At 62.6% G+C, this 13,072-nt stretch carries 13 protein-coding genes; 4 read left to right on the top strand and 9 right to left on the bottom strand.

Annotated elements, in window-relative coordinates:
* Positions 1-43 precede the first annotated feature (43 nt).
* The 5 genes from H0W47_RS01840 to H0W47_RS01820 all read right to left on the bottom strand — a co-directional run bounded on the left by H0W47_RS01840 (position 44) and on the right by H0W47_RS01820 (position 4,297).
* Complete coding sequence (locus H0W47_RS01840) at positions 44-352, bottom strand: DUF2160 domain-containing protein (RefSeq protein WP_296919820.1); 309 nt, start codon at positions 350-352, stop codon at positions 44-46.
* Positions 353-364: 12 nt separating this feature from the next.
* Positions 365-1,177, bottom strand: coding sequence for a carbohydrate ABC transporter permease (locus H0W47_RS01835; RefSeq protein WP_296919818.1), 813 nt, complete (start codon positions 1,175-1,177; stop codon positions 365-367).
* Between the two features lie 81 nt (positions 1,178-1,258).
* Positions 1,259-2,149, bottom strand: coding sequence for a carbohydrate ABC transporter permease (locus H0W47_RS01830; protein WP_296919816.1), 891 nt, complete (start codon positions 2,147-2,149; stop codon positions 1,259-1,261).
* Positions 2,146-3,222: an ABC transporter ATP-binding protein gene (locus H0W47_RS01825; protein ID WP_296919814.1), complete on the bottom strand. Its 1,077-nt coding sequence runs from the start codon at positions 3,220-3,222 to the stop codon at positions 2,146-2,148. Before H0W47_RS01825 ends, H0W47_RS01830 begins: the two co-directional genes overlap by 4 nt.
* Before the next feature lies 1 nt (position 3,223).
* Positions 3,224-4,297, bottom strand: coding sequence for an ABC transporter ATP-binding protein (locus H0W47_RS01820; RefSeq protein WP_296919855.1), 1,074 nt, complete (start codon positions 4,295-4,297; stop codon positions 3,224-3,226).
* A 197-nt stretch (positions 4,298-4,494) separates the two neighbouring features.
* On the opposite strand from H0W47_RS01820, the gene H0W47_RS01815 reads away from it, so the two are divergent.
* From H0W47_RS01815 to proC, 3 genes are all read left to right on the top strand, one after another.
* Complete coding sequence (locus H0W47_RS01815) at positions 4,495-5,262, top strand: DeoR/GlpR family DNA-binding transcription regulator (protein WP_296919812.1); 768 nt, start codon at positions 4,495-4,497, stop codon at positions 5,260-5,262.
* A gap of 23 nt (positions 5,263-5,285) precedes the next feature.
* Positions 5,286-6,779 (top strand): glycerol kinase GlpK, encoded by a 1,494-nt coding sequence (glpK, locus tag H0W47_RS01810; RefSeq protein ID WP_296919811.1) that lies wholly within the window; start codon positions 5,286-5,288, stop codon positions 6,777-6,779.
* Positions 6,780-6,853: 74 nt separating this feature from the next.
* Positions 6,854-7,705, top strand: a complete 852-nt coding sequence (gene proC, locus H0W47_RS01805) for a pyrroline-5-carboxylate reductase (protein ID WP_296919809.1) — start codon at positions 6,854-6,856, stop codon at positions 7,703-7,705.
* Between the two features lie 65 nt (positions 7,706-7,770).
* On the opposite strand, the gene ubiA is transcribed toward proC, so the two are convergent.
* From ubiA to H0W47_RS01790, 3 genes are all read right to left on the bottom strand, one after another.
* On the bottom strand, positions 7,771-8,649 hold the full coding sequence (gene ubiA, locus H0W47_RS01800) for a 4-hydroxybenzoate octaprenyltransferase (RefSeq protein WP_296919807.1): 879 nt from the start codon (positions 8,647-8,649) through the stop codon (positions 7,771-7,773).
* Positions 8,650-8,687: 38 nt separating this feature from the next.
* Positions 8,688-9,212 carry a Dps family protein gene (locus H0W47_RS01795; RefSeq protein ID WP_296919805.1) on the bottom strand — a complete coding sequence of 175 codons (525 nt, stop codon included), beginning with the start codon at positions 9,210-9,212 and terminating at the stop codon, positions 8,688-8,690.
* 109 nt (positions 9,213-9,321) lie between these two features.
* Positions 9,322-10,296: a LysR substrate-binding domain-containing protein gene (locus H0W47_RS01790; RefSeq protein ID WP_296919803.1), complete on the bottom strand. Its 975-nt coding sequence runs from the start codon at positions 10,294-10,296 to the stop codon at positions 9,322-9,324.
* Positions 10,297-10,425: 129 nt separating this feature from the next.
* Here H0W47_RS01790 and H0W47_RS01785 point away from each other — a divergent pair, with 129 nt between their 5' ends.
* Complete coding sequence (locus H0W47_RS01785) at positions 10,426-10,731, top strand: hypothetical protein (protein WP_296919801.1); 306 nt, start codon at positions 10,426-10,428, stop codon at positions 10,729-10,731.
* A gap of 23 nt (positions 10,732-10,754) precedes the next feature.
* On the opposite strand, the gene recG is transcribed toward H0W47_RS01785, so the two are convergent.
* Positions 10,755-13,061: an ATP-dependent DNA helicase RecG gene (recG, locus tag H0W47_RS01780; protein ID WP_296919799.1), complete on the bottom strand. Its 2,307-nt coding sequence runs from the start codon at positions 13,059-13,061 to the stop codon at positions 10,755-10,757.
* Between the last annotated feature and the right edge of the window lie 11 nt (positions 13,062-13,072).

Raw genomic sequence — 13,072 nt, 5'->3', positions numbered from 1 at the left:
CGGCGGGGAAGGGTTGCCGGGCGCCGCTCTCCTGAAATCCGCACTAACCCTTGCGCATGACGAGCGCAATCCATCCCATGGAAATGACAAAGCTGATCCAGATCGAGGGGTCAACCTGAAAGCCCATGGCTGCCCCCAACTTGCCACTCAGACCCACAAAGATCAGATTGATATAGGCGGCCCCCAACAGCCCGATAAACAGGCGGTCGCCGCGTGTGGTGTCCAGCGGCAAAAAGCCGCGGCGCATCGTGGTTGGTGACTTGATTTCCCAGAGCGTCATGCCGATCAACATCAGCACGATGCAGCTGAAGAACACCGCCACGGGCAAGGTCCACGCCATCCACTCAAACATGTTCAGTCCTTCTCATACTCTGCCCATCGCAAAGCCCTTGGCGATGTAATGCCGGACGAACCAGATCACGATGGCGCCCGGCACGATGGTCAGCACGCCTGCAGCGGCGAGCGTTGCCCAGTCCATGCCTGAAGCCGAAACCGTGCGCGTCATCGTCGCCACAATCGGCTTGGCGTTCACGCTGGTCAGCGTTCGCGCCAGCAGCAGCTCGACCCAGCTGAACATGAAGCAGAAGAACGCCGCCACACCGACACCAGCCTTGATCAGTGGCAGGAAAATAACGGCGAAAAAGCGTGGGAAGGAATAGCCGTCGATATACGCTGTCTCGTCGATCTCGCGCGGGATTCCGCTCATGAAACCCTCCAGAATCCAGACCGCCAGCGGCACGTTGAACAGCAAATGCGCCAGCGCCACGGCAATGTGGGTGTCCATCAATCCCACGGTCGTGTACAGCTGGAAGAAGGGCAACAGAAACACGGCAGGTGGCGTCATGCGGTTGGTGAGCAGCCAGAAAAACACATGCTTGTCGCCGATGAAGCTGTAGCGCGAGAACGCGTACGCGGCGGGTAATGCCACGGTGATGGAAATCACCGTGTTGATGGCCACGTAAATGAGGGAGTTGATGTAACCCGAGTACCAGGACGGATCGGTAAAAATCGTCCGGTAGTTGGCCCAGGTGAACTCCTGCGGGAAGAAAGAAAAGCTCGAGACAATCTCGGAATTGGTCTTGAAGCTCATGTTGATCATCCAGTAGATGGGCAACAGGGCAAAGATGATGTAGGCGATGAGAAACAGTGTTCTCGCCTGGAAGCGGGGCTTAGACATGCTGCCCCCACGCTTTGCACTTCGTGTTGTCGCTGCCCCCCAAGGGGGCGCGAGCTTGCTTGGGGCGGCCCGTCGCTGCGCTCATTCCATGCTCTCCTTCTCTTGTGTGCCCACCCGCTGCATCCAGTTGTAAAGGATGAAGCACAGCAGCAAAATAATCAGAAAGTAAATCAGCGAGAAAGCAGCCGCCGGCCCCAGATCAAACTGCCCCACGGCCTTTTGAGTCAGGTACTGCGAGAGAAAAGTAGTGGCGTTTCCGGGCCCGCCGCCGGTCAACACAAAGGGTTCCGTGTAAATCATGAAGCTGTCCATGAACCGCAGCAACACGGCAATCATGAGAACCCCACGCATCTTGGGCAGCTGGATAAAGCGAAACACTGCAAACTTGCTGGCACCGTCAATGCGTGCCGCCTGGTAGTAGGCGTCGGGAATGGACCGCAGGCCGGCATAACAAAGCAGCGCCACCAGAGGCGTCCAGTGCCAGACGTCCATGACCAGCACCGTAATCCAGGCGTGCAGCGCATTGCCGGTATAGCTGTAATCGAAGCCCATTTTCTGCAGCACCATGCCAAGCAGGCCAATATCTGCGCGACCGTAGATCTGCCAGATCGTGCCCACCACGTTCCAGGGGATCAGCAGCGACAGCGCCACCAGTACCAGCACCAAGGAGGCCTTCCAGCCCTGGGCCGGCATGGACAAAGCCAGCGCGATGCCCAGCGGAATCTCCACAGCAAGGACGGCAAATGAGAACGTCAGCTGCCGCCACAGGGCCGCATGCAGGTCCTCATCACGCATGACGGCCGCAAACCACTCAGTTCCGACAAAGACCCTGCGCTCCGGCGAAATGATGTCCTGCACCGAATAGTTGACAACAGTCATCAGCGGCAGGATGGCCGAGAAGGCGACGCAGATGATGACCGGAAGGATCAACAGCCAGGCCTTCTGGTTGACGGGTTTAGTGGTGGTGCTCATGCAACGAGCTCCTCGTTTTTGTAGAAACAGGTATGCGCGCCCAGCACCTGCAGCCAGATACTCTCGCCGGCCTGCGGAAGCGTCGTCTCCGAATGAAGGCGCACTTTCACAGGCGTCTCTCCGACCATTGCTGTCACCATCGTGTGGGTTCCGATGTCCTGTACCCGCATGACGCTGGCCGGCACGGCGCCCGCAGCGCCGGCAGCAGCCAGCCCCACGTATTCCGGACGCACACCGAGCTTGAAGTCGCCCGGCGGAAGCTCGCGGCCGGCAGGCAGGGCCAGCCTGTGACCCGCGATCTCCACAGAGTCGCCGTTAGCGCGCGCCGCCAGAAAATTCATGCCGGGCGAACCAATGAAATGCCCGACAAAGGTATGTTGTGGTCGCTCAAACAGCGCGTCGGCGGACCCGACCTGGACCGCGCGGCCGCGCGTCATGACCACAACCTGCTGCGCAAAGGTCAGCGCCTCAACCTGGTCATGCGTCACATAAATGAGGGTGAGCTTGAGTTCGTGATGAATCTGCTTGAGCTTGCGGCGAAGTTGCCACTTGAGGTGCGGGTCGATGACCGTCAGCGGCTCGTCAAAAAGCACGGCGGACACATCGGGCCGCACCAGCCCACGCCCCAAAGAAATCTTCTGTTTCGCGTCGGCGGCCAGGCCCGCTGCACGTTGGTTCAGCTGCCCGCTCATCTCCAGCATCTCGGCAATCTGACCGACACGTTTTTTGATCTGGTCTTCCGGCATTTTCCGGTTGCGCAGCGGGAAAGCCAGGTTCTCGGCCACCGTCATCGTGTCGTAAATGACCGGAAACTGGAACACTTGCGCAATATTGCGCTCCTGCGGCGTTGCATGCGTCATGTCCTTGCCATCAAACTTCACCGTGCCCTGTGACGGCGCCAGCAGACCGGAGATCACGTTAAGCATGGTGGTCTTGCCACAACCCGAGGGGCCCAGCAGAGCATAGGCGCCGCCATCCTCGAAGCTCATCTGCAGCGGCAGCAACGCGTAATCGGCGTCTTCTTGCGGGTTTGCCTTGTAGGCGTGCGCAAGATCCAGGTCTATGCGTGCCATCTCAATGGCCTCCCTTGCGCTGGGGCGCCACCAGTAAGGCGCCGCCATCATCAAACACATAGGCATGGGCCGGATGAAGGTACAGCGTGATCGGCGCACCCAAGTCGAAATAATGAACGCCTGTGAGTTGAGCAACCAGTTCGCCGACGGGTGTGCTCACGTGTACAAAAGTGTCTGAGCCCGAGATTTCCGCCAGCTCGACTTTCCCTGGCAGGCTCACATCACCGTCGCGCGGCGTTTCACGCAAGGCGCTGGCACGTACGCCTACGGTCAGGCCTGCAGTCGCGCCCGGCTTCAGCGCCATGACCAACTCGGGGCCGCCTGACAGTTGCACGCCGCGCTCACTCGCCTGTGCGCCAATCAGGTTCATCGGCGGGTCGCTGAACGCGCGTGCCACCCGCAATGATTTGGGCGCATGAAACACCTCGGCCGTCGGGCCGTACTGGAGCAACTCACCACCGTCCAGCACAGCGGTATAGCCCCCCAGCAGCAGGGCCTCGCCAGGCTCGGTTGTTGCGTAGATAACCGTCGAATCACCGACTGCAAACAGCTGGGTGAGCTCTTCGCGCAGTTCCTCACGCAACTTGTAATCCAGATTCACCAGGGGCTCGTCCAGCAGCATCAGGGGCGCGCCCTTGGCGAGCGCACGCGCCAGCGCCACACGTTGCTGCTGCCCGCCCGACAGCTCGGCCGGATAACGGTCCAGAAACATGTCGATGTGCAGGCGCGCGGCAATCTCGCGGACCCGCTGGTCTATGTCTTTCTCACCGCGCAGTTTCAGCGGCGAGGCGATGTTGTCTGCGACCCTGAGTGAGGGATAGTTGATGAACTGCTGGTAGACCATGGCCACATTGCGTTCACGCACCGGCATGCCGGTAACATCCGCGCCATCGACCAGAACCCGGCCCGCGCTAGGAACGTCGAGACCGGCCATCACGCGCATCAGGCTGGTCTTGCCGGCCTGCGTGGCACCCAGCAACACCGTGACTTCACCGGGCCGCGGCGCCAGATTCATGTCGTGGAGCCAGGTTTCCGGACCGACTTTTTTGCTGATTTTGTCGAGCAAGAGCTGCATCACACGCCTTTTCGGGCGCCAGGGCGCGTGGGTGCCGGAGGAAAAGATGGGTACACGTTTTGTCAATTTTGATTCGTATCTTTTCTATTTTTCTTCCTTTTGGCGCGATTTGAATAGATGATTTCCCTAATTTGTTTCTTTTTGTTTCGATATACAGTCGAATGACTCACAAATCTGACTACCGATTCGAAGCTCGCGTGAACTCCAACCCCCGGCAACTGAAACTTCTTGACGTGGTCCGAGCGCGTGGCTCGGTCACTGTTGAACAACTCGCTGACACGCTGGAAGTGACGCTACAGACGGTACGCCGCGACGTGCAACGCCTGTCGGAAGCAGGCCTGCTGACGCGCTTCCACGGCGGTGTACGCGTACCCAGTTCGACCATTGAAAACCTGGCGCACCGCCAACGCGAAAATCTCAACGCGGATGGAAAGACACGAATCGCCCTGGCCGTCGCGGCAGAAGTGCCGGACAACTGCTCGCTGATCCTCAACATCGGCACCACCACCGAAGCCATCGCCAGGGCGCTGATGCACCACAAGGGCTTGCGTGTCATCACCAACAACCTTAACGTCGCGGCCATTCTGAGCGGCAATCCGGATTGCGAAGTCATCGTTGCCGGGGGCGTGGTCCGCGCACGGGACCGCGGCATCGTGGGGGAAGCTGCTGTTGACTTCATCCGCCAGTTTCGGGTGGACATTGCAGTGATCGGCATTTCCGGCATTGAGGGTGACGGCTCATTGCGCGACTTTGACTACCGTGAGGTCAAGGTGGCGCAAACCATCATTGAGCATGCGCGCGAAGTCTGGCTTGCTGCCGACAGCAGCAAGTTCAACCGGCCCGCCATGGTCGAGCTGGCCACCTTGTCGCAAATCGACCGGCTGTTCACCGACCAGCCCCCGCCGGAGCCCTTTCCGGGCCTGCTGGCGGAAGCCGGGGTAAGCTGCGACGTGGCCCTTCCCTGAGACCCTTCAACCCACCGCCCATCATGACTTACCTGCTTGCTCTGGACCAGGGCACTTCCAGTTCCCGCAGCATCGTGTTTGACGAGAAAGGCCACATCGTGGCCCTGGCGCAGCAGGAACTGCCGCAGATTTACCCCAAGCCCGGCTGGGTTGAACACGATCCTCTGGAGATCTGGCGCACCCAGCTGGCCACCGCGCGCGAGGCATTGGCCAAGGCAAACATCAAAGCCGGCGACATCCGGGCGCTGGGTATTACCAACCAGCGCGAAACCACAGTGGTCTGGAACCGCAAGACCGGCCAGCCCATCCACCATGCCATCGTCTGGCAGGACAGGCGTGCAGAAGCCACCTGCGCCCGGTTGCGTGAGGACGGCAAGGCAGAGCTGATCCAGGCCAGGACCGGCTTGCTGGTTGATGCCTATTTTTCCGGCACCAAACTGAAATGGCTGCTCGACAACGTGCCAGAGGCGCGGCAACAGGCGGCACGCGGCGAACTCGCTTTCGGCACCATCGACAGCTGGCTGATGTGGCAGCTCACCGGCGGGGCCCTGCATGCGACCGACGTGACCAATGCCTCGCGCACCATGCTGTTCAATGTGCATACCAACAGCTGGGACAGCGAGCTGCTGGCCCTGCTCGACATTCCCGACAGCCTGATGCCCAAGGTGCTGCCATCCAGCACGCACTACGGCAATGTGCTGCCAGATCTGCTGGGCGCAGCCATCCCGATTGGTGGCGTAGCAGGCGACCAGCAAAGCGCACTGTTCGGCCAGGCCTGCTTCAAGGAAGGCATGGCCAAAAATACTTACGGCACGGGCTGCTTCATGCTGATGCATACCGGCAAGAAGTTTCAGACTTCGCACAATGGTTTACTGACCACCAGCGCGGCGCAGGTTACTCAACAAACAGAATTTGCCATCGAAGGCAGCGTGTTTGTGGGTGGTGCGGTGGTGCAGTGGCTGCGCGACGGCTTGCACGCCATCAAAGGCAGCGGCGAGGTGCAGGCTCTGGCGCAAAGCGTCCCCGATTCCGGAGGTGTGATGATGGTGCCAGCCTTCACCGGCCTGGGTGCGCCCTACTGGAAACCTGACGCCCGCGGCACCATCACCGGCCTGACGCGCGGCACCACGGTCGCGCATATTGCCCGGGCGGCGCTGGAAAGTATTGCTTACCAGAGCGCGGCCCTGCTGCAGGCCATGAGCCGCGACGCCGTCGCTGCCGGCGCCGCGCCGGTGGCAGAACTCCGGGTGGACGGCGGCGCCTGCATCAACGATTTGCTGATGCAGTTCCAGGCCGACCTGTTGGGTATTCCTGTCGTGCGGCCGGCCGTGACCGAAACCACCGCTCTGGGTGCGGCCTACCTGGCTGGCCTGTCGAGCGGCGTTTACGCCAGCACCACCGAGCTGTCGGATATGTGGCGGGCGGAGCGACGCTTTCTGCCGACCCTCAGCGCGAGCCGCGCAGCTGAACTGATGGCCCAGTGGGAGCACGCCGTACGGCAGACCGTGCTCGACTGAGGCGCGCTCCGGGTGGGCGACAATCGCGGCGGGGCGGATATTTTCAGCCCGCCCCCTCCAGCGAGCCCCACCCCATGAGCCTACCCAGCGCAGACACCGCGAACCACAGCCACGAACAGGTCGCCTTTATTGGCGGCGGCAACATGGCCAGCGCCATCATCGGCGGCCTGCTCAAACGCGGAACAGCCGCCAGCCAGATCCAGGTGGTCGAGCCCTGGAACGAGCAGCGCGCCAAGCTGCTTAGGCAATTTGCGGGAATCCAGGTCCACGAAAACCCTGGCGAAGCCCTCGCCAGCGCTACGCTGGTGGTCTGGGCCGTCAAGCCGCAAGCCTTCAAGGACGCCGCCCTGCAGACCCGGTTTCACACCAAAACCGCCGTGCACCTGAGCGTGGCAGCCGGCATCCGGTCTGACAGCATCGCCCACTGGCTGGACACCCAGCGTGTGGTGCGCTCCATGCCCAACACGCCCGCGCTGATTGGCAAGGGGGTGACCGCCCTGTTCGCCCGCGGCGCCGTCAGTGCAGCGGATCGTCTGGCTGTGGAACGGGTCATCCGCACCACCGGCGACTTCATCTGGCTGGACGACGAAAAACACCTGGACGCGGTTACCGCCCTGTCGGGCTCCGGCCCGGCTTACGTGTTTTACTTCATTGAAGCCATGGTGCAGGCCGGCGTGGACATGGGGCTCAGCCACGAGCAGGCCCACAAGCTGGCGGTGGGCACCTTTGTGGGTGCATCGGAGTTGGCGCGCGCATCGGACGAGCCGCCGGAACTGCTGCGGGCCCGGGTCACCTCCAGGGGTGGTACGACCTACGCGGCGCTGACTTCCATGGAGCAGGATGACGTCAAGAAGCAGTTCATGCGCGCGATCCACGTTGCAAGACAGCGCGCTGCAGAACTTGGCGATGAGTTTGGCGCCGCCTGATCTTCATCAAATCGGGCTTCAGCCCACATCCAGCAAGCACGAACAGCTACTGTTTTTATAGCAAATCAATGCCCCGGCGGCCAAGTGCCCACCAGCGCGTACGACAGGGCAATGCCGGCAAACACCGCAAACCCCAGCCAGTGATTCACGCGAAATGCCTTGAAGCAGGCGTCACGGCCCCGCCCCCGGATCAGCCAGACATGCCACAGTGCCTGCCCGAGTGCGACCACAAGCGCTATCAAATAAATAGCTGGTTGCGCAATATCCATGAGGGCTGCGGCCCAAATTGACAGATAAATCAGATAACTGACCAGCACCGCCGCCACATCGAAGCGGCCCAGCGTGATGGCCGAGGTTTTCATGCCGATCTTGAGGTCGTCGTCGCGGTCCACCATGGCGTATTCGGTGTCGTAGGCAATCACCCAGAACAGGTTGCCCAGCAGCAGCAGCCAGGCCAGCGCCGGCACCCGCGACTGCACCGCCGCAAACGCCATGGGAATGCCAAAACTGAAAGCCACGCCCAGCACCGCCTGCGGCATGGACACAAAACGTTTGGCATAGGGGTAGGCCACGGCCACGGCCAGCGCGGCGAAGGACCAGGCGATGGTCGTCGGGTTGGTGGTGAGCACCAGACCAAATGCCAACAAAGCCAGTACCGCGGCCAGACTCAAGGCCTCACGCACCCCGACCGCGCCACGCGTGACAGGCCGCTCGGCCGTGCGTTTGACATGGCGGTCGAAATCCCGGTCGACGACGTCGTTGAGGCAGCAGCCGGCGCTGCGCATCAGGATGGTGCCCAGCGTGAATACCGCGATCAGGTGCCAGCCGGGAAAACCATGCGACGCCACCCACAGCGCCGACAGCGTGGGCCACAGCAACAGCAACCACCCGGCCGGGCGGTCCCAGCGGATCAGTTCGAGGTAGAGACGGAGTCGGCTTGTCACCCGGCGATGTTAGCCGCTGCGCGGCAGGGATCCGCCGACTACTCTTCGAGAAGTGAACGCAGCATCCACGCCGTCTGCTCGTGCACCGTCAGGCGCTGCGTCAGCAGGTCGGCCGTCGGTTCGTCGCTGGCTTTGTCGGCCAGCGGGAACAATTCGCGCGCGGTGCGGGCCACGGCTTCGTGGCCCTTCACCAGAATGCGCACCATCTCCAGCGCCTGCGGGGGCTTGACCGGTGCATCCGGCAGAGAGGTCAGCCGGCCGAATTCGGCGTAAGAGCCCGGCGCGCGATGCCCCAGGGAACGAATGCGTTCGGCCACCGGGTCCACCGCGTTCCAGAGTTCGGTGTACTGGGTCATGAACATCACGTGCAGCGTGTTGAACATCGGGCCGGTCACGTTCCAGTGAAAGTTGTGCGTGGTCAGGTAGAGCGTGTAGGTGTCGGCCAGCAGGCGGCTCAGGCCCTGGGTGATGGCCGCACGGTCTTTTTCACTGATGCCGATGTTGATGGGCGGCGCGCCGCTGCGGCTGGCGGACGCGGCATTTTTGGAAGCAGATTTGGCCATGGGTTTCCTTTCAAGAACTTCAGGCTTCACTCTAAGCAATCAGGGAGCCCGAAGCAACAGCCAGACTGTATGGCCTTGATAGGCGTCCTGAAATCAGCAGGAACCCAGGTCAGGACAGGCGTGTCACGCCCGGCAGTTCACAAGCGTAGATCGCATTGCGCAAGGCCGCGATGGCCTCATACCGGGTGAAGCTGCGGCGCCAGGCCAGCACCACACGCCGCGTCGGCACATGGCCTTCAAACGGCAGGTAAGTGATGTAAGACGCCAGCTCGGCCGCCTCTTTTTCCCGGGTCCTGGGCTTGGCGGGCCTGGTCAGCAGCGCGTCTTTGGGAACACTCAGGCGCGGCACCAGCGTCACACCCATGCCGGCCGCCACCATGTGTTTGATGGTTTCCAGCGAGGAACCTTCAAAACTCTTGCTTATGCCTTCCGCGTTGCTGGAAAAGCGTGCGAACTCGGGGCAGACCTCCAGCACATGGTCGCGGAAACAGTGGCCGTTACCCAGCAAGAGCATGGTCTCCTGCTTGAGTTCTTCAGCGGTGATGCTGCCCCGCGCCGCCAGCGGGTGGTTGCTGGGCACGGCCGCCATGAAGGGCTCGTCGTACAGCGGCGCAATCGCCAGGTTGGTGTCGGGGAAAGGTTCGGCGAGGATGGCGCAATCGATCTCGCCGGTGCGCAACTCTTCCAGCAGCTTGACGGTGAAGTTCTCCTGCAGCATCAGCGGCATCTGCGGCGTGAGTGCAATCGCCTGCCGCACCAGGTCGGGCAACAGGTAGGGGCCGATGGTGTAGATCACGCCCAGGCGCAGGGCGCCAGCCAGCGGGTCCTTGCCGCGCCTGGCGATCTCGCGGATGCTGTCGGCCTGCTCCAGCACACTCTGCGCCTGGCGCACGATCTCTTCACCCAGCGGCGTCACCGTGATCTCGTTGGCGTTGCGCTCGAACAGTTTGACCTGCAGCTCTTCTTCCAGCTTCTTGATGGCCACGCTCAGCGTGGGCTGCGACACATGACATGCCTCGGCGCCCCGGCCGAAGTGTTTTTCGCGGGCGACGGCAACGATGTATTTCAGTTCTGTCAGCGTCATGGGCTTATTGTGCGGCTTTTCCCCACCCTTGCGGGGAAGCCCCAGGGGCAACCCTGCTTCAGGCAGCCTTCATGCCAGAATCGGCAGTGACAGCAATTTCGCTTTGACCTGAACCTTACGGGCTTACCCATGAACCGATCCCTCGCCTATTCCTTTGGCCTCGTCCTGGTCGTGCTGCTTGGCGGCTGCGCCCGGGAACCAAAAATCATTGTCCCCTTGCCTGCCTACTCCATGGATTTCAGTACCGCCGAAGAGTGGCGAATTGCCGACTTCGCCGGTCTCGGCCCCAAGGTGGCTGCTGAAATTGTCGAGCAACGGACCCAGCGCCGATTCATCAGCTGCGCCGATCTGGGTTTTCGGGTCCGCAGCCTGGGCACTTTCAGCCTGAGAAAACTTTCTGACCAGGGCATGCGGGTCAACGGCGAAAGCTGCTGAGCGGCGGCGTCCCCCGCTTCCGCTCAGGCCTTCAAAAACTCGGCCTTTCCTCCCAACCAGCGCAAGATATGCCGGTGCGCCAAGTCCGGGTACTTGTCGAGCATTACCGGCGCCAGAGCCCGCGCCCAGGCCAGCAGTTCGGTGTCAGTCGCCAGGTCGGCAAAGCGCAGTAGCGGCGCGCCCGATTGCCGCGCACCGAGAAACTCCCCCGGGCCTCGGATTTCCAGGTCGCGCCGGGCGATTTCAAAGCCGTCCTGGGTTTCGACCATGGCCTTCAGCCGGGCGCGCGCAGTTTCACCCAGGCGCGGCGCATCCCCGGTCGAGTACAACAGCACACAGGCCGAGGCCGCCGCGCCGCGCCCGACCCGACCGCGCAGCTGGTGCAACTGGGAGAGGCCAAACCTTTCGGCGTGTTCAATCACCATCAGCGAGGCATTGGGCACATCGACGCCGACTTCGATCACCGTGGTGCTGACCAGCACGCCGAGCTGGCCGCTGGTAAACAGCCCCATCACTGCCTTTTTCTCGGCCACCGGCATGCGCGAATGCAGCAGGCCGACGGGCGTGCCGGGCAAGGCGGCGCTCAGCGCTTCATGCGTCTGGGTGGCGTTGATCAGGTCCACTGATTCGCTTTCCTCAATCAGCGGGCAAACCCAGTAGACCTGCCGGCCCTCGGCGAGCTGGCTGCGGATACGTTCGACCACCTCGTCACGCCGCGCTTCGGCCACCACTTTGGTGACGATGGGTGTGCGGCCTGGCGGCAACTCGTCAATTGTCGAGACGTCGAGGTCGGCGTAATAACTCATGGCCAGGGTGCGCGGGATGGGCGTCGCCGTCATCATCAATAAATGAGGTTCCACCCCCGTTGCGGGCTCACCGCGTGTAGCCGCCTCTCCCCTACCCTGCGGCCCGGCAGAGCCGGTTCCGCGGTGTCCCTGGCCAAGACTCTCCGCAGACCCGCCAATAGTCATCTTGCTCCGCAGAGCCAGCCGCTGCGCCACGCCGAAGCGGTGCTGCTCATCGATGATGGCCAACGCGAGGTTTTTGAACACCACCTTGTCCTGAATCACCGCATGGGTGCCAACCACCAAGCCGGCGGCGCCGCTTTCAATCAGGGCCAGCGCCTCGCGCCGCTCTTTGGCCTTCTGGCTGCCGGTCAGCCACGCGGTCTGTATGCCCAGCGGTTCCAGCCAGCCGATCAACTTGCGAAAGTGCTGCTCGGCCAGGATCTCGGTCGGCGCCATCAGTGCGCATTGCCAGCCTGCGTCCATGCAGCGTGCCGCCGCCAGTGCCGCCACCACGGTCTTGCCGGAGCCGACGTCACCCTGCAGCAGGCGGTGCATGGGCAGGTTCTTCTGCAGGTCGGCCGCGATTTCCTGGCCCACACGTTGCTGCGCCGCCGTCAGCCGAAACGGCAGGCGCTCCAGCAACTGCTCCTGCAAGGTGCACTGGGGCCCATGCATCGGGGCCCTCAGCGCCGGCGCGCGCATCGCGGCACGCACACGCCGCGCCTGCAACTGCGACAGCTGCTGGGCCAGCAACTCCTCAGCCTTGAGCCGCTGCCAGGCCGGGTGACTGCGGTCCTCCAAGGTAGCTAACAAGCCCCCACGCTCGTCGCTGTGCGTACTTCGCTGCCCCCCGAGGGGGCTGTGCTGGGTCGGGGTGGCCCTTCCCGGCGCACTCACATCCGGCGGCGGTTGGTGCAAAAATGATAGCGCTTCACGCAGACTGGACAAGGGCTGAGGCAGGTTTTTGCTTACAAATTCAGCCGGCAGGGTCTCCGACAAATCGGCGCGCCCCAAACCTCCAAGCACCGCCTTGCGCAGGTAGGCCTGAGGCAGGCCGGCAACTGCGGGATAGACCGGCGTCAACGCGGTTGCGAGCTCACCGCCGGCCACGCGAAAGCCCGGATGCACCATCTCGCGGCCGGCAAACCCACCGCGGATTTCGCCGCGCACCCGCACACGCGCGCCCACGCTGAGGGTCTTCTGATGCGAAGGGTAAAAGTTGATGAAGCGCAGCACGCAGGTGTCACTGCCGTCGTCCACCGTTACCCGCAGTTGCCGACGCGGGCGAAACGTCACTTCGCTGTGTGTCACCTGGCCCTCGATCTGCACCATGTCGCCGTCGCGTGCGTCGGCCAGGCGGGTGATGCGGGTTTCGTCCTCGTAACGCAGCGGCAAATGCAGCGCCAGGTCGATGTCGCGGCGCAGGCCCAGCTTCTCAAGGGCTTTTTGCGGCTGGGATTTTGGTGCCGCAGCGCTGCCCGTGGCTGGCACGGCCGGTGCCGCCTTGCGGGGAGAAGCTGCGGGGGCAGACCGGGTGGGCATGGGACAATTGT

This window comes from Polaromonas sp. (assembly GCF_013817205.1).
Taxonomy (GTDB): domain Bacteria; phylum Pseudomonadota; class Gammaproteobacteria; order Burkholderiales; family Burkholderiaceae_C; genus Polaromonas.
Note: the sequence above shows the minus strand (reverse complement) of the source record. Positions and strands in the feature narration are given on the sequence as shown.